20 protein-coding genes are annotated in these 24,177 nt (G+C 42.6%); 7 read left to right on the top strand and 13 right to left on the bottom strand.

Annotation, left to right across the window (positions count from 1 at the left end):
* The first annotated feature begins 114 nt into the window (after positions 1–114).
* Complete coding sequence (locus tag F899_RS02675) at positions 115–1,632, top strand: acetyl-CoA hydrolase/transferase family protein (protein ID WP_005220736.1); 1,518 nt, start codon at positions 115–117, stop codon at positions 1,630–1,632.
* A gap of 49 nt (positions 1,633–1,681) precedes the next feature.
* On the opposite strand, the gene F899_RS02670 is transcribed toward F899_RS02675, so the two are convergent.
* Positions 1,682–2,041 (bottom strand): hypothetical protein, encoded by a 360-nt coding sequence (locus F899_RS02670; RefSeq protein ID WP_228127786.1) that lies wholly within the window; start codon positions 2,039–2,041, stop codon positions 1,682–1,684.
* 326 nt (positions 2,042–2,367) lie between these two features.
* Between F899_RS02670 and F899_RS02665 the strand changes: the two genes are divergently transcribed.
* Entirely contained in the window at positions 2,368–3,045 is a 678-nt protein-coding gene (locus F899_RS02665; protein WP_005220734.1) for a DsbA family oxidoreductase, read from the top strand.
* A gap of 62 nt (positions 3,046–3,107) precedes the next feature.
* Here the strand turns inward: F899_RS02665 and F899_RS02660 are convergent, their stop codons facing one another.
* A complete protein-coding gene (locus F899_RS02660; RefSeq protein ID WP_004813529.1) occupies positions 3,108–3,308 on the bottom strand; it encodes a dodecin family protein in 201 nt (66 codons plus the stop codon).
* 403 nt (positions 3,309–3,711) lie between these two features.
* Here F899_RS02660 and F899_RS15615 point away from each other — a divergent pair, with 403 nt between their 5' ends.
* From F899_RS15615 to F899_RS02645, 4 genes are all read left to right on the top strand, one after another.
* On the top strand, positions 3,712–3,867 hold the full coding sequence (locus F899_RS15615; protein ID WP_004890542.1) for a hypothetical protein: 156 nt from the start codon (positions 3,712–3,714) through the stop codon (positions 3,865–3,867).
* Between the two features lie 271 nt (positions 3,868–4,138).
* Positions 4,139–4,318, top strand: coding sequence for a hypothetical protein (locus F899_RS02655; protein ID WP_005220731.1), 180 nt, complete (start codon positions 4,139–4,141; stop codon positions 4,316–4,318).
* A 9-nt stretch (positions 4,319–4,327) separates the two neighbouring features.
* Positions 4,328–5,746 carry a hypothetical protein gene (locus F899_RS02650; RefSeq protein ID WP_228127785.1) on the top strand — a complete coding sequence of 473 codons (1,419 nt, stop codon included), beginning with the start codon at positions 4,328–4,330 and terminating at the stop codon, positions 5,744–5,746.
* A gap of 83 nt (positions 5,747–5,829) precedes the next feature.
* On the top strand, positions 5,830–6,960 hold the full coding sequence (locus tag F899_RS02645; protein WP_005220727.1) for a hypothetical protein: 1,131 nt from the start codon (positions 5,830–5,832) through the stop codon (positions 6,958–6,960).
* Positions 6,961–7,030: 70 nt separating this feature from the next.
* Here F899_RS02645 and F899_RS02640 read toward each other — a convergent pair whose 3' ends face one another.
* From F899_RS02640 to F899_RS02615, 6 genes are all read right to left on the bottom strand, one after another.
* Entirely contained in the window at positions 7,031–7,303 is a 273-nt protein-coding gene (locus F899_RS02640) for a hypothetical protein (RefSeq protein ID WP_005220725.1), read from the bottom strand.
* A 198-nt stretch (positions 7,304–7,501) separates the two neighbouring features.
* Positions 7,502–9,421: a molecular chaperone HtpG gene (gene htpG / locus F899_RS02635; RefSeq protein ID WP_005220724.1), complete on the bottom strand. Its 1,920-nt coding sequence runs from the start codon at positions 9,419–9,421 to the stop codon at positions 7,502–7,504.
* Positions 9,422–9,533: 112 nt separating this feature from the next.
* Positions 9,534–9,878: a lysozyme inhibitor LprI family protein gene (locus F899_RS02630; RefSeq protein ID WP_004890554.1), complete on the bottom strand. Its 345-nt coding sequence runs from the start codon at positions 9,876–9,878 to the stop codon at positions 9,534–9,536.
* A 166-nt stretch (positions 9,879–10,044) separates the two neighbouring features.
* Positions 10,045–10,647, bottom strand: coding sequence for an OmpW/AlkL family protein (locus F899_RS02625; RefSeq protein ID WP_004813545.1), 603 nt, complete (start codon positions 10,645–10,647; stop codon positions 10,045–10,047).
* Positions 10,648–10,919: 272 nt separating this feature from the next.
* Complete coding sequence (locus tag F899_RS02620; protein WP_005220723.1) at positions 10,920–12,287, bottom strand: Na+/H+ antiporter family protein; 1,368 nt, start codon at positions 12,285–12,287, stop codon at positions 10,920–10,922.
* Positions 12,288–12,386: 99 nt separating this feature from the next.
* On the bottom strand, positions 12,387–13,253 hold the full coding sequence (locus tag F899_RS02615; RefSeq protein WP_005220722.1) for an alpha/beta fold hydrolase: 867 nt from the start codon (positions 13,251–13,253) through the stop codon (positions 12,387–12,389).
* Positions 13,254–13,369: 116 nt separating this feature from the next.
* On the opposite strand from F899_RS02615, the gene F899_RS02610 reads away from it, so the two are divergent.
* Complete coding sequence (locus tag F899_RS02610) at positions 13,370–13,861, top strand: DUF4442 domain-containing protein (protein ID WP_205681844.1); 492 nt, start codon at positions 13,370–13,372, stop codon at positions 13,859–13,861.
* Positions 13,862–13,930: 69 nt separating this feature from the next.
* Here F899_RS02610 and F899_RS02605 read toward each other — a convergent pair whose 3' ends face one another.
* The 5 genes from F899_RS02605 to rpoB form a co-directional block, all read right to left on the bottom strand.
* On the bottom strand, positions 13,931–14,287 hold the full coding sequence (locus tag F899_RS02605) for a hypothetical protein (RefSeq protein ID WP_004813553.1): 357 nt from the start codon (positions 14,285–14,287) through the stop codon (positions 13,931–13,933).
* A 140-nt stretch (positions 14,288–14,427) separates the two neighbouring features.
* Positions 14,428–14,970, bottom strand: a complete 543-nt coding sequence (locus tag F899_RS02600; RefSeq protein WP_005220720.1) for a hypothetical protein — start codon at positions 14,968–14,970, stop codon at positions 14,428–14,430.
* A gap of 122 nt (positions 14,971–15,092) precedes the next feature.
* A complete protein-coding gene (locus F899_RS02595; RefSeq protein WP_005220719.1) occupies positions 15,093–15,308 on the bottom strand; it encodes a hypothetical protein in 216 nt (71 codons plus the stop codon).
* A gap of 153 nt (positions 15,309–15,461) precedes the next feature.
* Complete coding sequence (gene rpoC / locus F899_RS02590; protein WP_005220718.1) at positions 15,462–19,661, bottom strand: DNA-directed RNA polymerase subunit beta'; 4,200 nt, start codon at positions 19,659–19,661, stop codon at positions 15,462–15,464.
* A 170-nt stretch (positions 19,662–19,831) separates the two neighbouring features.
* A complete protein-coding gene (rpoB, locus tag F899_RS02585; RefSeq protein WP_005220712.1) occupies positions 19,832–23,920 on the bottom strand; it encodes a DNA-directed RNA polymerase subunit beta in 4,089 nt (1,362 codons plus the stop codon).
* Positions 23,921–24,177: the final 257 nt, after the last annotated feature.

Raw genomic sequence — 24,177 nt, 5'->3', positions numbered from 1 at the left:
TATTTTTATACCCCTATTTGGCTAAAAAATTAGACCTTAGCCTAACACCTATGCAAAATACTTTTTTTGATCGGTACAATCCGTATCAGTATTCAGGAATTTAAGAGAGTTCAAATGTCTTTAGACCGTATCCGTTTAGCATCCCTACACAATAAGGTAATGAGTGCAGAACAGGCAGCTCAGTTCATCGAAGATGGCATGACTGTAGGTATGAGTGGCTTCACTCGTGCAGGTGAAGCAAAAGCGGTTCCACTGGCGCTGGTACAGCAGGCAAAAGCGAACCCATTAAAGATCACCCTCATCACTGGGGCTTCTCTAGGGAATGACCTGGACAAGCAATTAACAGAAGCTGGTGTATTGGCACGTCGTTTGCCATTCCAGGTCGACAACACCCTGCGTAAAGCAATCAACAAGGGTGAAGTGATGTTCATCGATCAGCATTTGTCTGAAACTGTTGAACAGATGCGTAACCAGCAGCTGAAAAAACCAGATGTAGCAGTGATTGAAGCGGTTGCGATTACTGAAGACGGCGGCATTATTCCTACAACTTCAGTTGGTAACTCTGCAAGCTTTGCAATTTTTGCAGAAAAAGTGATTGTAGAAATCAATACAAACTTAAGCCCAGCTTTTGAAGGCTTACACGACATCTATATCCCGACCTATCGTCCAACACGTCAAGCGATTCCATTGACTAAAGTAGATGAGCGTATCGGTACACATGCAATCAACATCGATCCGGCGAAAATTGTCGGTATCGTAATTAACAGTGAATACCACGATTCTCCATCTACAGTAACAGCTCCGGATGATGAGACTCAATCTATCGCAAATCACCTGATTGCTTTCTTCGAAAAAGAAGTAGCAGCAGAACGTTTACCGAAAAACTTAGGCCCACTTCAGGCCGGTATCGGTTCAATTGCAAATGCCGTATTGACTGGTCTGAAAGACTCTAATTTTGAAGACCTGGTCATGTACTCAGAAGTACTGCAAGACTGTACTTTCGAATTGATCGATGCGGGTAAAATGAAATTTGCTTCAGGCTCATCAATTACCCTTTCTGCAAAATACGGCGAGAAAGTATTTAACAATCTTGAGCAATACAAAGATAAACTTGTATTACGTCCGCAAGAAATTTCTAACCATCCTGAACTGGTACGTCGTTTAGGTATTATCGGTATTAACACTGCACTTGAGTTTGATATCTACGGTAACGTGAACTCTACTCACGTATGTGGTAGCAAAATGATGAACGGTATCGGCGGTTCAGGTGACTTCGCGCGTAATGCACACATTGCGATCTTCGTAACCAAGTCAATTGCCAAAGGCGGTGACATCTCATCTGTTGTTCCAATGGCATCTCATGTTGACCATACTGGCCATGACGTAGATGTGCTTGTAACTGAACAGGGTCTGGCAGATCTTCGTGGTTTAGCGCCACGTGAGCGTGCTCGTGCCATCATCGACAACTGTGTACACCCAATGTACAAAGATGCATTAAATGACTACTTTGATCGTGCATGTGTACGTGGTGGTCAGACACCTCACCTTCTAAATGAAGCGCTGAGCTGGCATGCAAACTTTGAAGAAACTGGTTCGATGTTAGTCTCTGTAAAAGAAGCTAAATCTGCATAATTGAGTTGATAAAAAAACGCCCTTCGGGGCGTTTTTTTATCGGCAAAACTTAATTAAACTTGATTTGATCACCAAGGGTTTTTCCGACTTCTGAGAGACCGTGAATACTTAAAGAACATTCAATCACACCAATCGATACTACATCCTGATTGATCTGTAAGGTTAACTGCCCTTTTTCATTAAACTGAAATACACTATTAAATAAACTCAAACTCTCCTGATTACTCTGTGCAGCTACTGGGAAACCCTGCGGCGTCATTCTTTGCAATGTATCAGCCCAATATAAATCTGTTTTTGTTTGAAATGAACGATCCTGTCCTGACACCAGCGCAAGTAAATCATCATCCAAATGTTCAAAATCAGATGAATCAAAAAAACTTGCAATTGCTGGAAGCTGTATCCCTGCCATTAACATAGCGCATGTATAGCTACAGACCCTATTCATAGCACTGCCTCCTAAATTTCAACAATATCAAAATAGCATTTTAATTCACAATAAGATCAATCACTTATCATTATTTTATGAAATATCCACAACAGATCTATGCTATTCATTGAACTATTTCACAAAAAACATGAATATTCAGACGAATAACCAAAGACAAGTTAAGTAATAAAGAATGTCTAGAATTTAAAATTCTTTAATCTTTTCCCTAGTTCTTTCGACCTATTCAACCTTTAAATTCTGGCTATATGCCCTCATACTTCTCTGAATAGAAATATTTAGGAAATTTCATGCGCGTAGATATCTGGTCGGATGTGGTCTGCCCTTTTTGTTATATCGGTAAAAAACGTTTAGAAGCTGCTGCAGAACAGGCAGGTGTAGAACTTGAAGTTCACTGGCATAGCTTCCAGCTTGATCCTGAAGCACCTGTACGTCAGGAAATTTCTAATTCTGAACGACTTGCGCAGAAATATGGCCGTACTGTGGCAGAAGTCGAAGAAATGCAACGTAATATTGCCGAGATGGCCAAGGCAGAAGGTATCCAGTTTAACTGGGAAGGTGCCAACTCAGGCAATACCTTTAATGCTCACCGTATTATCCATCTTGCCCAGAGCAAAGGTTTAGGTAACGAAGCTGAAGAAGCTTTTTTCTATAGTTATATGACCCAAGGTCTAGCCATTGGAGAGCGTGAAACCTTAGAAGATGTAGCAGCCCGTATAGGCCTGAATCCTGTTGAAGTTGATGACGTGCTGAATTCAGAAGAATATGCAGATTTCGTTAAATTCGATCAGGAAATTGCACGCGACCAGTTGAAAGTTACAGGTGTTCCGTTCTTTGTATTTGACCAGCGTATTGCCTTGGCGGGTGCCCAACCCAAGGAAGTATTCGTACAGGTTCTAGAAAAAGCGCTAGAGCCACCGCAGGCTGCGGCAGAACAATGTACTGATGATCAATGTGATCTGCCTTAATCTGAATAAGATAAGACACATAAAAAAATCCCCATTTCAAATGGGGATTTTTTGTTCTGTATTTATTCGACCAGAAAACTGATTTTAAGATTGACCCGATATTCAGTAATTTTATTGTCTTTGATGACAACTTTTTGTTCATTAATCCAGGCACCCTGAACATTCTTGACGGTTTCGGTGACCTTAGCAATACCAGTCTGAATCGCGTCCTCAAAGCTCTTATTGCTACTCGAATTAACTTCAACAACTTTTGCAATCGCCATGATGAAACTCTCTTTTTATGGTGAGTGAAGCATCATCATAGTGGATTTAAATTCTGAGCAAACGTTCCTTAAACATCGGACAGCAAATCCTTACATGTGTTTTACAATACCGTGTCCACCTCAGCCTAATCAGCATGGCATCACCCTTTAAATCTTTCATATAAAAATCTTTATTCTTATTTAAATTGTTGTTTTTTAAATAAGCCTTATAAGAATGAGTTTTCTTGAAATTAGAGTAAAAGTTCTAATTTATTGTTTTTTATAAATAAAATTTTATTATTTTTTATAAAATTGCCGAATCAATCATTTTTTAATACTGCCGCTTTGGTATCATTTTCACACAAATAAGGTTCGATTTTCTCCCAGTTCAATATATTGAACATCAGCTTATAAAGGTCATATTATGAACGCAATTAAATTTGTTCTGGCTGCAACGGTAATGGCACTTTCAGTAACTGCAACTGCGCAAATTGTCTACACACCTGACTTTCCAGCAAAAAAAGCGGCTGCAGTTGAAACTGTTGCGGCGGATACTGCTGAAACTGTAAAAGAAGCTTAATTTTCTAGCTTCTTTCTTAAAAAACAGGCTGAAATATTCAGCCTGTTTTTTATTTTTGCAGTACTACATGACAGAAAACGATTAAATTTATATTCAAGCTTATTTCAATTACCTAAATATTTTGATCCATGATTCATCCAGGTGATCTTCAACACCATTCCAAATTTTATCGCGCTACATTTCTAGAAAATAATTGATAAAAAATAACATTTTTATATTTTCCTCCATATAATCAAAAAATGATCATTTTTTATATGTGACAAGTTTTGCCATGAATGAATTGCAAGCTTTAGTACAAGGTCAAATTTCACCACAGGCGATTCCGGTTGATCATCTGTTGCAGTTAGCCGAACGTTATACCGATCCTAACTCAACTGAATATAAACTGATTGAACTGGCTGCCAATATCATTCTGGCCAAAAGCCTGGATAAAGCACTTAAATATTTATAATAGATGACGATGATGAATGCTCTTGAAAAAGTACGTCTGATTAAAGAACTGCATGAATTAGGACATGATCTGGATCATCGTAGTCTCAGCTTATATGAAGTAGTCCGCTCTAAAAAACGTGTGCAAGAAATTTTCCAGCAGTGCAATGAGCCTGTTTTCAAGAAACAGCTACTGGCATTCAAAACCCGTCTTCAACCTGAACTTGCTGCACAGGAATTTGCTCGAGAAACCCATTATTACCATAGCTTCCGTGGTTTTTTTCTCAATGCAGATCATCTAAAGGAAGCCCTGTATGCTCACCCGCTTTCAGGTTGGGCTTTCTTGCATGATCCTAAACGTGGCTGGCAAATCTGGCTGATCCCAGCACCTCAACGTACTGCATTGATCAGTGAATGGAACCTTGATATAGAGCAGAGCTTTGGCTGGCTGTTACACCAGCAACAGCTTTCTTCATGTTTGAAAAGTGATCATGAATTACAAGCTACTGCAACCCCATTGTCTTTAGAGATGGTTGAAGATAAGCTTCCTGAACCGTCTATAAATACTTATATCTCCAAACATGAGATTTGGGCGAATCCTCAAATTTTACCCGTTCAACAAAAAGCTTCAAATGTGCTTCAGACAATCGTACCTTTAGCAGAATTAGATTTAAGTCATTCAGAGCCAGACGAACCACAAGTAGAGAATAAGGAAAGCGTCGCAGTACCCGATATTCCAGCGACCCTAGAATTTCAGGATTTATTATTTCAGGTTTCTGATGTTAGCTTGGTCGAAATAGGTAATCATCATCTTTTTGAATTAAGACTGGCTTCTGATTCATCCCTGCAACATCTCAAAATGGCTTGGCATTATCAGGCACATATAGACTGGAACTCTCAACCAGTTTACTTGGCTGAGCAGATAGATAGCACGGGACGCTTTAGCCACTATTGTATGCTATTAGGGACAAGTGAATGGCAGCAAGCCATACAGTTAATGCAGTTCTGGGGACAACAACAGAATTATCATACTGCTGCTATTAAAACGATTAGCGCTGCTGAATTAGGTACTAAATTCTTACAGCTTGATTCGCTCTATCAAACTTATTCCGAACAGGCCCGCTTGATCTGGCAACAAGAAGATTATTTCCCATTTATTCCTCTGCATCAGATTACCACCAAAAAATTTATTCTATTTGATGAGCAGCCAGCCAACTTTCATACTCCCCTTCTATTACTACAGGAACGTCAAAAATTGCGTGTGATTCATGGGGAACAACGTCTCAAGCTGTCTTCCACGGAACAGATGTATCCGTGCTTGATTCTGAAACGTGATCAGCAAATTAACTGGCAGCTGATCCACCAGATTCTGCTGGAGATTAAAGAGCCTGTGGCGGTAGCAGAACTTTATGCAAGCATCCTGGATAAGGCTTTGGAAAAATTGATGTAATTTTGTAGTTCTGGTTGCTTTTATTAGATGCAATTCTGCAAACTTATTCTTGAAATATAAAGAAAAAGAGCAAGAATAGCCCTATGAAAAAAAGCCGGATTTTGCCCGCATCTTTCTTACTGATCAGTTTAACAAGTGTTAGCCCGATACTTTGGGCCGGGCTTGATCAATCTTCTGATACAAGTCAAACAGCCGAGGCTGATGAGCAGGAAGCAGAGCCTTCCAAAAGCTTTAGTTTCCTTGACTATATTCCGCGATTCATAGATAGCACACCTACCTTTTTACCGGAGCAGTCGAGTGAACCCATCGTTCCCAGTACCCATGAGACTGAGGAAAATACCTGGGTAGATCGAAAACAAAAAGGGATTCGTCACTGGACTAACCGTACTGCAAATAAAATTGACAACTGGTTTGGTGAGCCAGATGAAAATGAACCTGCACGTGCGACCCTGAGAGTGATCGTGGATAATAGCTGGAACAAATATGATGAATACGAAGTCAAACCCCGTATTCGCGGCAGAATCAAGCTTCCCACATTAGAACGTAAACTCAGTGTAGTCTTTGGAGATGACAGCCTCGATAATGAACTGAATGACAATGTCACAATTACCAATGAGAATCCAGGCAATGCGCCTGACAGACGGCTGGACCGTAGCCGGACACGAGAAAATAACAGCTCTCTCGCATTGCGCTGGTCGGAACTTTCTAAAAAACTCCCTTTTGAAACTGATCTGGATCTGGGGGTTCGTTCTGGCGATGATATCTATGTCCGTATAAAAGCAAGTCGAGATTGGGCACTACATAATGACTTCTCATTCCATGCCGAACAGATCTATCGTTACGGGATTGATAGTGAAAACTATCTGCGAACCAACCTGGAATTGACCCATGCGCGCCCTAATCAACCTTTTCTCTCCAACCAATTCAGCCTGATCTATGCAGATGAACAGGATGATGATTTACGCTGGAATAATTACAGTTTTCGACAGCACCAGTTCTTTAATGCTCACCGCTTCAGTTACGGCCTCTATACTGGTGGTTATATGAATGATACAGACCTACGTCTGAATACTTGGGGACCTTATGTTTCCTGGCGCCAGCCTTTTCTTCGTGAATGGTTCTTTGTGCAGACTGATGTCAATTATTTAAATGACCACCGTGAGGATCGGAGTCATTACCTAGGTGCCGCAGTCCGTCTGGAGGCCATCTTCTAAAATCAGTAGTGCTATATATGCAAAAAGCCCATAAAATATGGGCTTTTTAATGTCTGAATCCAATGAGTTTTTATTGGCGGTGCTCAACCGTTGTAAAGGCAATATGATCACTACGAATCACACGTTTTTGCTGCAAAGAAGGTTGTTCCATCTGTGGCATATTCCATACTGCACGATCTGTACGCTGAATTCGTTTTACTTTTGGTGCTTCTTTTTTCATTGGCGCCTGAAAACTAATACGATCACTACGAGTCACTTTTTTGGACTCAGTATCGGCCAGTGTGGCTGCGCTCATTGACATCAGAATGACTGTACTCAAACTCATCATCAGTGATTTTTTCATGGGAGAATTCTCTAAACTTAATAATCGTTATTATAAATTACTATTTTAATTATTATCTATTTTATAGATTTAAAGCTTAAAGGTATTTTTTTATTTTGGCTATCGCTTTTTTAAATCATTAAAAGGGAATTCAAGCTTTAAAAGCTAATTTCAGAACATAAAAAATCCCTCCGTAGAGGGATTTTTGAAATATAAAAATTAACCCAACAATAGACTGTTGATGCGTTTTACATACTCAGCCGGATTCTCTGGTAAACCACCTTCTGCAATCACCGCCTGATCAAAGATAACATTGGCCAGGTCATCAAACTGGGTAGTGCCTTCCAGTTTTTTCACTAATGGATGTTCAGGGTTGATCTCTAAAATCGGTTTCATATCCGGTACAGGCTGGCCCGCATCTTTCAGCATACGGATCAATTGTGGTGATAACTCCCCTTCTCCTGTCACCAGACAGGCTGGTGAATCTACCAGACGAGTTGTTACACGCACTTCCTTGGTTTTATCCTTCAAGGAATCCGTCAGTTTATCGACTACAGGCTTAAACTGCTCAGCAGCTGCTTCAAGCGCTTTCTTCTCTTCAGCATCTTGCAGATCACCGAGATCTACTGCACCCTTAGATACATTCTGCAACGGCGTACCATCAAATTCATGCACGAAGTTCATTGCCCATTCATCTACGCGCTCAGACATGAGGAGAACTTCAATGCCTTTTTTCTTGAACAGTTCCAGCTGAGGAGAATTTTTCGCTGCATTCAGACTGTCAGCCGTTACATAATAAATAGCCTTTTGACCTTCCTTCATGCGAGCTTTATAGTCTGCCAATGAAGTACTGATTTCATCATTGGTTGAGGTCGGATAACGCAGTAATTTCAGGATGCGTTCACGGTTACTAAAATCTTCACCCAAACCTTCTTTCAGCACAGCACCAAATTCACGGTAGAAAGTTTTGAAGTTTTCCTGATCTTTTTCATCTTCAGACTTGGTCAGATTATCCAGCATGGTCAGGATACGACGGGTATTGCCTTCACGAATCGTTTTGACGTCACGGCTTTCCTGTAGTAATTCGCGGCTTACATTTAATGGTAAATCTGCACTATCTACTACACCTTGTACAAAGCGCAGATAGTTTGGAATCAGGTTATCCGCATCATCCATAATGAAGACACGTTTCACATACAGCTTGATCCCTGCTTTGGCATCACGGGTGAAAATATCCTGTGGAGCCTTGCTTGGTACATAAAGCAGTTGGGTGTATTCTGTGCTACCTTCAACACGGTTATGCGCCCAAGCCAGCGGTGCAGCAAAGTCATGAGTCAGGTTCTTATAAAACTCGACATACTGTTCTTCAGTAATCTCAGATTTATTACGGGTCCATAAAGCACTGGCAGAGTTGATCGCTTCCCACTCGTCCGTCTTCACATATTGACCACCTTTTGGTGTTTCACCCTCTGCAGCTTCTTCTTCCTGCCAGACTTCTTTCTGCATCTGGATAGGCAGGCTGATATGGTCAGAATATTTATTAATAATCTGCTTTACTTTATAGCTTTGCAGATAATCCAGAGCATCTTCACGCAAATGCAGGATGATGTCCGTACCCCGGCCTTCTTTAGTGATCTGTTCAACTTCGAAATCACCCGTACCGCCACTGATCCAGCGTACACCTTCAGACTTATCCGTGCCTGCACGACGGGATTCTACGGTGATCTTATCCGCTACGATGAAACCTGAATAGAAACCGACACCGAACTGACCGATCAGCTGAGCATCAGCTTTTTGATCACCAGTGAGTTTCGACATAAAGTCTTTGGTCCCTGATTTGGCAATCGTCCCCAAGTTATCAATGGCTTCTTGCTGGCTTAAGCCAATGCCATTATCAGAAATAGTAATCGTTTTATTGTTTTGATCGAGACTGACCCGAACACGCAGGTCAGGTTCATTTTCATAATATTCAGGATGATTGATCCCTTCAAAGCGTAACTTATCACATGCATCTGAAGCATTTGAAATCAATTCACGCAGGAAAATTTCAGGGTTTGAGTATAGCGAATGTGTCACGAGGTGCAGCAACTGCGCCACCTCGGCCTGGAAACTATGCTTTTGTGCGTTTGACTCGCTCATTCTTCACTCCTTTCATTATTGGAAACAGACTTAAGCTGATGCCTATATGAATGGAGTGAGTTGTTTAATTTTCAATAGTATCTAATGATTTTCATGCAAAAAATTTAATCATTCAAAATGGTCCCTGACGGTAAACCCGATCAAATTGCAAGTCAATCTGCTGCTGGCGCATTTTATATACCTGCATCAGACAGTCGACAGACTCCTGACACTGATCACGAAACTGTAACCACTTGACCTGATCTCGCTGAATGACCGAGCGCGTACCCATGGGCACAAGATGACGGATAATATTGTAACTGGTGGCCATTTTGACATCGGCATCATTCAGTGTCCGATGCTGACAAATCGCCTTTTCAGTTTGTGACTGAGCCTTCTGGCAGTCGAAACTTGCCGCATAGCTTTGAGTCGTCCAGACCATAAAGAAGACCAATCCACTTCTAAGCAACCACTTCATTCTTGATCTTCCTATTCTCTTTATTGTATTCAGATTATCTTTGACTTTATTGCATTCAATATATTTGAACAGGGCGAATCTGCTCAATTAAATCACGTTATAAATCGTTGTTATTTTGCAAAAAAAAGCCCTATCCGTAGATAAGGCTTTTGGATAATTCCAAAAATTAGAATTTGTAGCTATAGCCAATGGTGTAAACCATAGGATCAATATCTAGATCAAATTTAGCTGGTACATCTCCAGTCAAAGTAACTTCAGGGCTAATTTGTGCATAACGTGCATCAAAGTAAACACCCCAGTTTTTCGCATCAGCTGGTTGATAGCCGAAGCCTACCTGTCCAGCAAAGCCAAAATCTTCTTTTACATCTACGTCAGTATCGCCTAGACCTTTTGTACGTTCATCCCAAGCAACAAATACTGTACCACCTACACCAATGTATGGAGTAAAGCGAGTTGAGTTTTTAAAATGATACTTTGCAGTCAGTGTTGGTGGTAAATGTTTAATTCGCACTACATCCGTACCATTTAATTCAACATCATGATTAATAGGTGCTGCAAGTAATAATTCTGCAGAGATGTTGTCATTAAAGAAATATTCAACCGATGGTGTAAATGCTAATTCATCCGCAGCTTTTAGCTCAGCATCTGGGCCAAGCTGATACTCACCAGTCGGAGAAACAACCGAGCCACCTACCTTAACTTGCCACTGGCCTGCCATCGCAGATACTGAAAGACCCATTAATGCAATTAGAGCAACTTGCTTTAACATTTTTAATACCCCACGGGAAGAATAATTATTAAGAAAAATATACCTTAATTAATAATAAACATGGTTAAAATTAATATGCAATAGATATTATAAAATCAAATTATAAGTATTATTTAAGTATATGTAATTAATATATATTTATTTTAATCCGACCAACCTGATTGGATTAAAATACCAACCAAGTTAATCTGATTTAATTATTATTTATTCCAAGCAGACAAGTCAGAATTAATAGGCACTGATTCAAATAAAATGTGTGAAACATCACAAAATCAAAGCACCATTGCCGCAATCCAGCCAAAAATCAGCAATGGAATGTTGTAGTGGATAAAGGTTGGAATCACACTGTCCTTCATATGGTCATGTTGACCATCCATATTCAGGCCAGACGTTGGGCCAAGGGTAGAATCTGACGCTGGCGAACCTGCATCCCCCAATGCCGCAGCAGTACCAATAATGGCAATAGTTGCTTCAGGACTAAAGCCAAACTGAATGCATAACGGTACATAAATGATGGCTAGAATTGGCACAGTCGAGAATGATGAACCGATCCCAAGCGTTACTAGCAGACCAATCAAGAGCATTAAGAAGGCTGCAAGTGCTTTACTTTGACCAATCCATTCTACAGAGGCCTGAACCAGCGCTGGCACCTGATTGGTTGCTTCAATGACTGAGGCGAAACCCTGGGCAGCGATCATAATGAAACCAACCAGTGCCATCATACGCATACCGGTAATGATCACATCATCTGCTTCTTTCCATTTAAAGATTCCGGCACAGCTAAGAATTGCTACGCCCACCAAACCTGCAAGAATCATAGAATCTGAATACAGCTGCACAGCCAGCGTTGCTACAACTGCAATCACTGCCATCCAGATGGTGAACTTGGCAATTTGAGGTCGAGCTGCCTGCTGTTCTACGCCCAGTTCGGCAGAAATACTCTGCTGCTGTTCGACCTGGATATCTTTATACACACGTGGCTTACGATAGCTGATAAAGATCGCAACCAGCAAACCGATAAACATGCCAAATACAGGAAGCGCCATGGCAGCTGCAATCTGGTCATAGGTGATCTGGAAGCCATAAGCTTTACCAAAAGTATTGATATTCTGACCCAAAATATCATTCAGGAAGATTGCACCAAAACCAACTGGAATCAGCATATAGGTCGCAACCAGACCAAATGTCAGCAAACAGGCCACCAGACGGCGGTCTAACTGCAAGTGATTAAATACAATCAATAAAGGCGGAATCAACACAGGTATAAACGCAATATGCACAGGAATCACGTTTTGAGAGAAGACCGCTGCAATTGCAACAGTTGCAAAAATCATATATTTAACACGATTTTGTGCTTTGATATCAGCCTCACCTTTTAAGGTACTAATCATCTTATAAGCCAAAAGATCAGGCAGGCCTGAACGTGCCAAAGCTAAAGCAAATGCACCTAAAATACCGTAAGCCAAGGCAATTTTAGCACCACCACCCAGGCCATTGTTAAATGCATCTAAAGTTCCCTGGAGGCCTAGACCCGCCAGCAAACCACCAAGAATAGCACCAATGACCAGGGCAAAAACCACAGGTACACGTGCCAAGGAGAGTCCACACATGACTCCGATAGCAGCAAGAATCGCAAACATAATGAATTGGGAATGAGAGAAAGGGAGGTATTTTATCAGAAAATGCGAATAAAAATTCCTCTACATTTTCATCAATCCAAATCCATCTTTGTGACTGGATTAAGCATGCTGCTGAGTAAACTCACGGATAGACTCTGCAATAAGTTTTGGCTGGCTTAAGATTGCCCAATGATTGGCATCTAGCTCTACCCTGGAAAAGGTTTGCACCCATTTTGGCATTTCATCAACCAGTTGCGGACTGACGAAATTATCCCGCTTTAGCACAATGGCCTGTACCGGACAGATGGCATAGCGTTCACGGGGTTTAAGCAACCGTGGAATAAAATTGGCCCGATACAGCCCAACGCCATATTTTCCATCTTTGACAATATTCTGGTTCAATGGCAGTCCTTCTTTGCCTTCCAATTCCCGAATAATTTTGCCCCAGCGCTCGGGATTGAAAAAATTCCATGCAGTTGGTGCCAGCCAAGGCAATTGAAACATGGCGATATACCAAGACTTGCTTAATTGTTTAAAAAATCTTGATCGGTTTTGCTTGAACTGATTCCGCATCCAGAAGGCGGCATGATCCAGACAGGGACCTGAAATCGTGGTAAAGGAAAGAATACGGCCTTCGAATCTTGGGTCAGTTACCGATTCCCAAGACTGAATCGAACCCCAGTCATGGGCGACCAAATGAAAAGATTGTCCTGGAAGAACGGCATTCACCACTTCCTCCAAATCCATACTCAGACGCTCTAGATGATAATCACGGATATATTTGGGAATGGATGAATCCCCTGCGCCACGCACATCATAAGTAACGATAAAATAATCCGGCAGATAGACAATTACATTTTTCCAGACCTCCTGATGATCCGGATAGCCATGCACCAAAACCAAAGCAGGCTTGCTGATATCACCAAAGGTTCTTACTGCAAGACGCTGCTGATCACTGGTTGCCACCCATTGAGTTTGTGTTTCCATCTGGTCTTCCTTTATTGTTATTGACCGTTTATTTTATAACTCGGCATGATTTATCAATGCCATCACAATTTTGTTGTTCTAGTATGCATAGCTATACAAGAAAAAAGAATGTCAGTATGAGCCTATTACGTAAAATTCAAAGCCTGCCTTTGGTCACTAAATTTATCTTAAACCGTTATGCACCGTATCGTGGAGCGGGTATCGAAATTGATGAACTGGATTATGCCAATTATCATATTCGCGTGAAAATGCCACTGACTCGTAAAAACCAGAATATTGTCGGCGTACATTTTGGGGGTAGCCTGTATTCCATGGTCGATCCCTTTTACATGCTGCTCCTGATGCATCATCTGGGACCAAAATATATTGTCTGGGATAAAGAAGCGACCATCCAGTTCCTCTCCCCAGGCCGCGGAACCGTGTATGCAGACATACGCATTGATGCTGAAGAAGTGAAAACTATTATGAATTTGGCGGCTGATCATGCTCCTGTCTATCGTAACTATCAGGTCGATATTTATGATGATTCAGGTGTGCGTATTGCAGAGGTAAAAAAGACCATATATATCCGTCGTAAAAAACCTAAGGCTCTCTTTAAAAATAAATAGAAATTGGATCAACAAAATAAAAGCGCCTGTACAGGCGCTTTTATATATTAATACCAGATAGGGCTGTGATTAACGTCGTTGCTCAATCGCCGCGCCTGCACCACCGCCGATCGCACCACCGATTGCTGCACCAGCGTTACCACCAAAAATACTCTTACCAACGGCTGAGCCAACAGCGCCGCCTACTCCACTGTAGGTTGCATTGCGGTTAGAGCCACCTTGGGTTTTACTTCCGACAGCGGCACCGGCACCACCACCAATAGCAGAACCCCAGCCACCGCCGACACTATTACCCACACCACCACCGACTGCGCCACCGAGTGCTGCAGCACCTACACGTTGATCACGGGCAGACATATTTTCACAACCTGCTAACATAAAGGTTGAAACTGTCACCGCAGCCACTACGCCAATTAACTTTTTCATGATCCAGCTCCCTGTTCGATTCCTCTGTCTTATGAGTTAAGAGTAACCGGAATTTAAGGAGCGATTTATAACGAGATGTTAAATCTTGAAACTCCCCTACGCTATTTTGTAAATAGCACATGAAATTGGATCTTTTAAGTTTATTCCGCAGTATCTACCATCAGCAAATCATGAGAGGTTGCACCATCTTCAGTCATCACGGTATGCGTTACCTTGGTTTTATCCGTACCAGTATGTTGCTGCAATTGTAGAGTACGTTTTACAGGTTCAGCCTGATCTTTTTTAAACTCGATACCTTCAGCATCAATAGTTCTGGTTTGCTGGAGGATTTCACCGTCCTGCTTCAATGTCGTATTGAATTCAATTTTAGAGGTGGGAACAATCACGCCCCCCTTTTGAATCACTGGAATTGACAGTTTTTTATCTGAGAACTGCCCCAGAGTGTCATCAAATACCACTTCTTTAGCAACAATATCCTTGCCTTTATTGGTGATTTCCAGAATCGTGGCTTCAACATGACGTACAGGTTGCTGTCCTTCTACCCGACGCAGCACTTCAGTTTTTAGTACAGGAACCACAGCTTTATCTTCAACTATAATAGTATTTGGCATAGGTGCTGCAAATGAAACAGTTGAGACTACGAACAATGTGGTAACCGCTAATTTTTTACTTATAGAACGCATTTTTCCCTCTCAATAAAAAATAAGTACCGAGCTTAACAAGCGGCGCTTATACTACAGATCATCGGTATGGATTAATAAGTAGCAATGACCAGTGTCTAAATAGATGTAAAGCTTGTTTTACTTTATTGAGTAACAGCTTCTGATGTTGCAACGTCATCTGTTTCTAATGGTGCCGCATCCAAAGGTTGAGCTTCTTCATTTGCAGCTGCTTGATCTACAACTTCAGTTTCATCCGCGGCTGTAGTGTCGCCAGGTGCTGTATTTTCTGCTTGATCTTTAGAACACGCTGTCAAACCGAGTGCTAGCAGTAGTACAACTGAGATTGCTAAATTTTTCATCTTATTGTTCCCATTTAAGTTTATGTTTTCCTCAGAAATACTGGCATATTTTAGGGTTTGATTTCAAATCATTGTTTAAAGTCGCTGGCTTGACAACATCCAGCAATAAAAAAAGCCACCCGAAGGTGGCTTTTTCTGATTTAAAGTGTCTGATTACAGACCGTTAAACTCATCATTAAATGCTTGGCTAAGCGCTTGGTCTACATCAGAGAAGTCATTATGCAGTTCAAATTCTGCAGCTTCTGCTTCTTGACGACGACGCTCCAAGTGGTAAGCCAGACCTGTACCCGCTGGGATCAGACGACCTACAACTACGTTTTCTTTCAGACCGCGTAGATCATCTTCTTTACCTGTTACAGCCGCTTCAGTTAACACACGAGTTGTTTCCTGGAACGATGCAGCAGAGATGAACGAGTCAGTAGAAAGTGACGCTTTGGTAATACCCATCAATTGACGTTCAAACTTCGCAGGGAACTTGTTCTGAGCAAGCAATGCTTGGTTCTCTTGAGCAACGCGGATGTAATCCACCTGTTCGCCTTTGATGAAGCTAGAATCACCACCATCAGTGATTTCAACTTTACGCAACATTTGACGTACGATCACTTCGATGTGCTTATCGTTGATTTTTACACCTTGCAGACGGTAAACGTCCTGAACTTCATTCACGATGTAATTGGTCAACGCCACTTCACCTTTCAGACGTAAGATGTCATGCGGGTTCTGTGGACCATCAGAAATAGTTTCACCACGGTTCACATGTTCGCCTTCGAACACGTTAATGGTACGCCATTTCGGAATCAGTTCTTCGTAGATCTCTGAACCATCATCCGGAGTAATTACCAGACGGTTCTTACCTTTGGTCTCTTTACCGAAGCTTACGATACCAGACACTTCTGCAAGGATCGCATGTTCTTTCGGCTTACGTGCTTCGAACAAGTCAGCTACACGCGGCAGACCACCGGTAATATCACGCGTACGTGAAGATTCTTGTGGTACACGACCGATTACATCACCCACGCCAATTGTTTCGCCATCACGGACAGAAAGAATTGTGTTTTGTGGCAAGAAGTAGAACTGTTCGCCACCATCTACTGTGTCAAGCACAACAGCAGGACGTAAATCTTTACCAGAAGCAGGACGCGCTGTAACAGGCAAGATCTCAACAGTCGTCATACCAGTTGCATCATCAGTTTTCGATGTTGCAGTTACACCATCAGCAATCTGGCTGAAGCGAACTTTACCAGCTACTTCTGTTACCAGTGGATGTGTATGCGGATCCCAAGTCGCCACGATACCGCCAGCCTCTACAGATTCGCCATCTTTCAGCAGAATAGACGCACCGTAAGGGATCTTGTAACGTTCACGCTCACGACCTAGATCATCTGCAATACCGATTTCACCTGAACGTGAAGTTGATACCAAGTGACCTTTCGCGTGTTGTACAGTTTTCACATTGTGGAAACGTACAGTACCTTTGTTACGAACTTGTACGCTGTTTGCAGCAGAAGTTCGGCTCGCAGCACCACCCACGTGGAACGTACGCATGGTTAACTGGGTACCTGGCTCACCAATTGATTGAGCAGCCATTACACCCACAGATTCACCAGGGTTCACTTGATGACCACGTGCCAAATCACGACCGTAACATTTCGCACATACACCGAAAGTAGAGGCACAGTTTACAACTGAACGTACTTTGATTTCGTCAATACCCGCGTTTTCAATGAACGTAGCCAGTTTCTCGTCAATTAACGTGTTACGAGGAAGAAGAACTTCGTCTGTACCCACTTTCTTAACTTCTTCAGCAACGACACGACCCAGTACTCGAGTACCCAGGTTCTCGATCACGTCACCGCCTTGAATGAACGGAGTCATTACAAGACCTTCATAAGTACCACAATCTGGCTCAGTGATGACCAAGTCTTGCGCAACGTCTACCAGACGACGAGTCAAGTAACCAGAGTTCGCAGTTTTCAGTGCTGTATCGGCCAAACCTTTACGCGCACCGTGTGTTGAAATGAAGTACTGAAGTACTGTCAGACCTTCACGGAAGTTTGCTTTAATAGGCGTTTCAATGATCGAGCCATCTGGCTTCGCCATCAGACCACGCATACCAGCCAACTGACGAATCTGAGCTGCGGAACCACGGGCACCGGAGTCAGACATCATGTAGATGCTGTTGAATGATTTCTGTTTCTCATCTTCACCCTGTTTGTTCTTAACAGTCGTGTAAGACAAGTTGTCCATCATCGCTTTCGCTACCTGGTCGTTGGTACGTGCCCAGATATCGACAACTTTGTTATAACGTTCGCCGGCAGTCACGAAACCTTGTTCGAACTGTTGTTCGATTTCACGAACTTCAGCTTCAGCTTTACCAATAATCGCCTGTTTGTTTGGTGGAATCAGCATGTCTTCCATACCAACAGATACACCAGAGCGTGTCGCTTGACGGAAGCCTAGGTACATCAACTGGTCAGCGAAGATAACCGTATCTTTCAGACCCAATTTACGGTAGCAAGAGTTGATTAACTTCGAGATGTTCTTTTTGGTCATCTCAACGTTAATTTGCTGGAAGTCCATACCCTCAGGAACAACTTCCCAAAGCAGACAACGACCAGGGGTTGTATCAACAATGATGGTTTCTTGACGACGGTTGCCATCTTCATCAATCACAGTTTGGTGTACACGTGCTTTCACGCGAGCGTGTAGATCAACCTGACCAGTTGCAAGTGCACGGTTTACTTCGTGAGTATCCGCGAACACCATGCCTTCACCTTTGGCATTGATTGCATCACGTGTGATGTAATACAAGCCCAACACAACGTCCTGAGACGGTACGATAATTGGTTCACCATTCGCTGGAGACAAGATATTGTTAGTTGACATCATTAACGCACGAGCTTCTAACTGAGCTTCAAGTGTTAATGGTACGTGTACCGCCATTTGGTCACCGTCGAAGTCGGCGTTAAATGCCGCACAAACTAACGGGTGAAGACGGATCGCTTTACCTTCAATCAGGATAGGTTCAAACGCTTGAAGACCTAGACGGTGAAGTGTTGGCGCACGGTTCAACATCACTGGATGCTGACGGATCACAGATGCAAGTACGTCCCAAACTTCTGGAGTCTCACGCTCAACCATTTTCTTCGCAGCTTTAATGGTAGTCGCTTGGCCAGATGCTTGTAATTTCGCAAAGATGAACGGCTTGAACAGTTCAAGCGCCATTTTCTTCGGAAGACCACATTGGTGAAGACGTAAGTTTGGACCTACAGTAATTACCGAACGACCCGAGTAGTCAACACGCTTACCAAGTAAGTTTTGACGGAAACGACCTTGTTTACCTTTGATCATGTCTGCCAAAGATTTAAGCGGACGTTTGTTCGAACCGGTAATTGCACGACCACGACGACCGTTGTCTAACAATGCATCCACAGACTCTTGAAGCATACGTTTTTCGTTACGTACGATAATGTCTGGCGCTGCAAGGTCAAGAAGACGCTTCAAACGGTTGTTACGGTTGATCACACGACGGTAAAGGTCGTTCAAATCAGAAGTCGCGAAACGACCACCTTCAAGTGGCACAAGCGGGCGAAGATCTGGTGGAAGTACTGGAAGTACGTTCATTACCATCCATTCTGGCTTGTTATTCGATTCTTTGAACGCTTCCATAAGTTTCAAACGCTTAGACGCTTTTTTCAACTTAGTTTCAGAAGTCGTTACAGGAATCTCTTCACGCAGGCGAGAAATTTCGGCTTCAAGATCGATGTCTTTCAACAAGTCCTGAACTGCTTCCGCGCCCATTTTCGCTGTGAATTCGTCACCGTGTTCTTCTAAGGCATTGAAGTATTCTTCATCATTTAGAAGCTGGTATTTCTCAAATGGAGTCATACCAGGATCGGTTACAACGTAAGATTCGAAATACAATACGCGTTCGATATCACGTAGCGTCATGTCTAGAAGAAGACCAATACGGCTAGGTAGTGATTTCAGGAACCAGATGTGTGCAACTGGAGAAGCCAGCTCGATGTGACCCATACGTTCACGACGAACTTTTGCAGTTGTTACTTCAACGCCACATTTTTCACAAATGACGCCTTTGTATTTCATACGCTTGTATTTACCACACAAGCATTCGTAATCTTTTACTGGACCAAAGATTTTGGCACAGAATAAACCATCACGTTCTGGCTTGAATGTACGGTAGTTGATGGTTTCAGGCTTTTTAACTTCACCATGAGACCACGACTTAATCATTTCTGGTGACGCAAGACCAATACGGATGCGATCAAACTCTACTGGAGCATGACCGTCTGAATCCGTCTTTTTGCGCATGATATCGAGCAAGTCTTTCAATTTTTTTCTCCGTGTGTTGTGGAGATTTTCACTCAACAACTGGGTCACAAATATTGTTTTTTACTGAAATTTGGGAATTTTAAGAATCCCCCTAAATCCCCCTAAATCCCCCTTTAAAAAAGGGGGGGGACTTCTCCCCTCTTTCTCAAAGAGGGGTCGGGGGAGATTTCTTAGTCACCATTTTTCAGTTCAATGTTGATACCTAAAGAACGGATCTCTTTGGTCAATACGTTGAACGATTCAGGCATACCTGGGTCCATATAATGGTTACCATCTACAATGTTCTTATAGATACGGGTACGACCTTCAACGTCATCCGACTTCACAGTAAGCATTTCTTGAAGCGTATATGCTGCACCGTATGCTTCAAGTGCCCAGACTTCCATCTCACCGAAACGCTGACCACCGAATTGTGCTTTACCACCAAGCGGCTGTTGCGTTACCAGAGAGTAAGAACCAGTAGAACGCGCATGCATCTTGTCGTCAACCAAGTGGTTCAGTTTCAGCATGTACATGTAACCTACAGTTACCGGACGGTCGAAACGTTCACCAGTACGGCCATCATACAATACTGTTTGACCAGTACGTGAAATGCCACCAAGCTCTAACAATTCTTTGATTTGCGATTCTTCAGCACCGTCGAATACTGGAGTTGCCAAAGGAACACCTTTACGCAAGTTACCAGACAATGCCAAGATTTCATCATCAGTCAGGCTATCAAGATCTTCTTGCTCGCCGCCTACTTTGTTGTAAATCTTGTCTAAGAATTCACGAAGCTCAAGTACCGTACGTTGCTCTTGAAGCATCTTGTCAATTTTGTCGCCAAGACCTTTCGCCGCCATACCCAAGTGAGTTTCAAGAATCTGACCCACGTTCATACGTGACGGTACGCCTAGCGGGTTCAATACGATATCAACAGGTACACCGTTTGCATCGTGCGGCATGTCTTCTACCGGCAAGATGTTAGATACAACACCCTTGTTACCGTGACGACCCGCCATCTTATCACCAGGCTGGATACGACGTTTAACCGCTAGATAAACCTTAACAACTTTCAGTACGCCAGTTGTAAGTTCATCGCCTGTAGATAATTTGCGTTTCTTCTCAGCAAATTTCTCATCAATTTCAAGGCTCTTCTCTTTCAAGAAAACTTGAATTTGCGTTAAACGCTCAGCGATTGCTTCATCTACTGGTTGGATGTCTAACAGATCAACAAGCTCTAAACCAGACAGAACGTCTTCAGACAGTTTGTCACCGCGTTTAGTTGTGCCACCACCGTTAGATTCCTGACCTTTCAACAGACGAACAATACGTTCACGTGCTGCTTCTTCAAAGATTTTGTATTCTTCTTTCAAGTCTTTACGGTAAGCATCAAGCTGAGCTTTTTCAATTGCTTGCGCACGTTCATCTTTTTCAAGACCATCACGTGTAAACACTTGAACGTCAATCACGGTACCTTTAGTACCCGATGGAACACGTAAAGAAGAGTCTTTTACGTCAGCTGCTTTTTCACCGAAGATTGCACGTAGCAATTTTTCTTCCGGAGTAAGTTGTGTTTCACCTTTAGGCGTTACTTTACCTACCAGGATGTCACCAGCAGTCACTTCAGCACCGATATAAACGATACCAGACTCATCCAGTTTAGACAGAGCAGCTTCACCCACGTTCGGGATATCGGCAGTAATTTCTTCAGCACCCAGTTTGGTATCACGTGCAACACATGAAAGTTCCTGGATGTGGATAGACGTTAAACGGTCTTCCTGAAGTACACGCTCAGATAACAAGATCGAGTCTTCATAGTTGTAACCGTTCCAGGTCATGAATGCTACGCGCATGTTTTGACCCAGTGCCAGTTCACCGCCATCAGTCGATGGACCATCAGCAAGAACGTCACCGCGACCCACTTTATCGCCCATGTTCACAAGAACTTTCTGGTTGATACAAGTGTTCTGGTTAGAACGTGTGTATTTGATCAGGTTGTAGATATCTACACCTGCTTCGCCCGCAACCATTTCGTCTTCGTTGACACGAATCACGACACGAGAAGCGTCTACATATTCAATACGGCCACCACGTTTCGCGATCACACATACACCAGAGTCATGTGCTACGTTCGCTTCCATACCGGTACCAACCAGTGGCTTGTCAGCGATTAACGTAGGAACTGCCTGACGTTGCATGTTTGAACCCATCAATGCACGGTTCGCATCATCGTGTTCAAGGAACGGAATCAGTGATGCAGCTACAGATACCACCTGCTGAGCAGATACATCCATATGCGTCACTTTTTCTGGTGGAATACGTACGAATTCACCTTGGTGACGTACAGATACGAATTCTTCAGTCAGGTTGCCATCTTTATCGATTGCAGAGTCGGCCTGTGCGATAACAGTACCTACTTCTTCGATTGCAGACAGGTATTCAACTTCATCCGTTACACGACCATCAACAACTTTACGGTAAGGCGTTTCTAAGAAACCAAAGTTGTTACATTTTGCATATACAGAAAGCGAGTTGATCAAACCAATGTTTGGACCTTCAGGCGTTTCAATTGGACAAACACGACCGTAGTGAGTTTGATGTACGTCACGTACTTCGAAGCCAGCACGTTCACGCGTCAAACCACCAGGCCCAAGCGCTGATACACGACGCTTGTGAGTGATTTCAGACAATGGGTTGTTTTGGTCCATGAACTGAGATAACTGGCTTGAACCAAAGAATTCCTTGATTGCAGCAGCCACTGGCTTCGCATTGATTAAATCTTGCGGAGACAGGTTATCAGTTTCAGCCTGTGATAGACGTTCTTTAACCGCACGTTCTACACGAACCAGACCCACACGGAATTGGTTTTCAGTCATTTCACCAACTGAACGAACACGACGGTTACCTAAGTGATCGATATCGTCGACTTCACCCTTACCGTTACGAATTTCAACTAATGTTTTCAATACATCAGTGATATCGTCGTTCGAGAGGATACCTTCAACTTCACGTGACTTCTGGTCTGTACCCACTTCGTAAGGACGACCCAAACGACGGTTGAACTTCATACGGCCGACTGGCGACAAGTCATAACGCTCAGAAGAGAAGAACAGGTTGTTGAATAGGTTTTCAGCAGCTTCTTTTGTTGGTGGCTCGCCTGGACGCATTACTTTGTAGATTTCTACCAATGCTTCTTCACGACCTGTCGTCGTATCGGCACGCAATGTATCCGCGATGAATGAACCACGGTCGATGTCATTTGTGAACAGCAAGTTAAACTGCTTCACGCCGCCTTCTGCAATTTTCACCATGATTTCATGACTTAATACAGTATTGGCCGCGATCACATCGCCATCTTTTAACTGGATGTCTTCAGCAGTGATACGTTCGTACAGGTATTCATCAGGCACTGCAAGTTTTTCAAGACCTGAAGCTTCCATTTGACGTACGTGACGTGCGTTAATACGTTTACCTTGCTCAACAATGATCTTGCCGTCTTTATCAGCAATATCAAATTGTGCCATTTCACCACGCAGGCGTTCTGGAACAAGGTCAATCTGATAGCTACCCATATCAAGATATACAGGCACTTTCTCATAGAACATGTTCAGAATTTGTTCGTTGTTATAACCCAATGCACGAAGTACCACAGTCGCAAGCAATTTACGACGACGGTCAATACGTACGTAGACCAGGTCTTTGGCATCGAATTCAAAGTCTAACCATGAACCACGGTAAGGAATGATACGCGCAGAATAAAGGACTTTACCACTTGAGTGAGTTTTACCTTTATCGTGGTCAAAGAATACGCCTGGTGAACGGTGTAATTGAGATACGATTACACGCTCGGTACCGTTAATTACGAAAGTACCGTTATCCGTCATCAATGGCATTTCGCCCATATAGACTTCTTGTTCACGTACGTCTTTGATCGATTTCGTTTCACGATCTTTAAGGATCAAACGAATTTTAACGCGCATTGGTGCTGCATAAGTTGAGCCACGAAGAATACATTCGCGTACATCAAACTCAGGCTTACCAAGACTATACTCAACAAATTCTAAAGCAGCATTGCCAGAATAACTTTCAATAGGAAAAACTGAACGAAATGCGGCTTGGAGACCGATATCTTCGCGGTTTTTTGGTGATTTGCCATCTTGTAAGAATGTTCTGTACGAGTCGACTTGAATCGAAAGCAAGTACGGAGCATCCATAACGCTAGGCAATTTACCAAAATTCTTACGGATCCGTTTCTTTTCGGTATATGAGTATGCCATCTGGAGTCCTCGGAAAGTGTAAACTAAGCCCGCCTGCAGAACGGGCTCAGAAGGAATTACGCTGGCCGATATGGCCACCACTCTTTACAAATGCTGCAATTTTTAGTGGTATTAAAACGCTTAACAATATTTTTTACTGCAAAAATATTGGTAAGCATTTGATCAATTATGTTTGTTTTTTAAATTTGTATGAATTTCTATCATGCAAACAAAAATCGAGCCGATTATTGTAACGCAAAAAGGCTGATGACCCAAGA

The organism is Acinetobacter sp. CIP 101934 (assembly GCF_000369585.1).
Lineage (GTDB): Bacteria > Pseudomonadota > Gammaproteobacteria > Pseudomonadales > Moraxellaceae > Acinetobacter > Acinetobacter schindleri.
This window is presented reverse-complemented; position numbering and strand designations above follow the sequence as displayed.

Excerpts from the sequence above, each read along its gene's own strand:
- F899_RS02630 (WP_004890554.1), bottom strand. The coding sequence starts at position 9,878 with ATGAAGTGGTTGCTTAGAAGTGGATTGGTCTTCTTTATGGTCTGGACG.
- F899_RS02655 (WP_005220731.1), top strand. The coding sequence starts at position 4,139 with ATGAATGAATTGCAAGCTTTAGTACAAGGTCAAATTTCACCACAGGCG.
- F899_RS02615 (WP_005220722.1), bottom strand. The coding sequence starts at position 13,253 with ATGGAAACACAAACTCAATGGGTGGCAACCAGTGATCAGCAGCGTCTT.
- F899_RS02625 (WP_004813545.1), bottom strand. The coding sequence starts at position 10,647 with ATGTTAAAGCAAGTTGCTCTAATTGCATTAATGGGTCTTTCAGTATCT.
- F899_RS02620 (WP_005220723.1), bottom strand. The coding sequence starts at position 12,287 with ATGTTTGCGATTCTTGCTGCTATCGGAGTCATGTGTGGACTCTCCTTG.
- F899_RS02645 (WP_005220727.1), top strand. The coding sequence starts at position 5,830 with ATGAAAAAAAGCCGGATTTTGCCCGCATCTTTCTTACTGATCAGTTTA.
- rpoB (WP_005220712.1), bottom strand. The coding sequence starts at position 23,920 with ATGGCATACTCATATACCGAAAAGAAACGGATCCGTAAGAATTTTGGT.
- F899_RS02640 (WP_005220725.1), bottom strand. The coding sequence starts at position 7,303 with ATGAAAAAATCACTGATGATGAGTTTGAGTACAGTCATTCTGATGTCA.
- F899_RS02665 (WP_005220734.1), top strand. The coding sequence starts at position 2,368 with ATGCGCGTAGATATCTGGTCGGATGTGGTCTGCCCTTTTTGTTATATC.
- F899_RS02650 (WP_228127785.1), top strand. The coding sequence starts at position 4,328 with ATGATGAATGCTCTTGAAAAAGTACGTCTGATTAAAGAACTGCATGAA.
- F899_RS02605 (WP_004813553.1), bottom strand. The coding sequence starts at position 14,287 with ATGAAAAAGTTAATTGGCGTAGTGGCTGCGGTGACAGTTTCAACCTTT.
- F899_RS02670 (WP_228127786.1), bottom strand. The coding sequence starts at position 2,041 with ATGGCAGGGATACAGCTTCCAGCAATTGCAAGTTTTTTTGATTCATCT.
- F899_RS02610 (WP_205681844.1), top strand. The coding sequence starts at position 13,370 with ATGAGCCTATTACGTAAAATTCAAAGCCTGCCTTTGGTCACTAAATTT.
- htpG (WP_005220724.1), bottom strand. The coding sequence starts at position 9,421 with ATGAGCGAGTCAAACGCACAAAAGCATAGTTTCCAGGCCGAGGTGGCG.
- F899_RS15615 (WP_004890542.1), top strand. The coding sequence starts at position 3,712 with ATGAACGCAATTAAATTTGTTCTGGCTGCAACGGTAATGGCACTTTCA.
- F899_RS02595 (WP_005220719.1), bottom strand. The coding sequence starts at position 15,308 with ATGAAAAATTTAGCAATCTCAGTTGTACTACTGCTAGCACTCGGTTTG.
- F899_RS02675 (WP_005220736.1), top strand. The coding sequence starts at position 115 with ATGTCTTTAGACCGTATCCGTTTAGCATCCCTACACAATAAGGTAATG.
- F899_RS02600 (WP_005220720.1), bottom strand. The coding sequence starts at position 14,970 with ATGCGTTCTATAAGTAAAAAATTAGCGGTTACCACATTGTTCGTAGTC.
- F899_RS02660 (WP_004813529.1), bottom strand. The coding sequence starts at position 3,308 with ATGGCGATTGCAAAAGTTGTTGAAGTTAATTCGAGTAGCAATAAGAGC.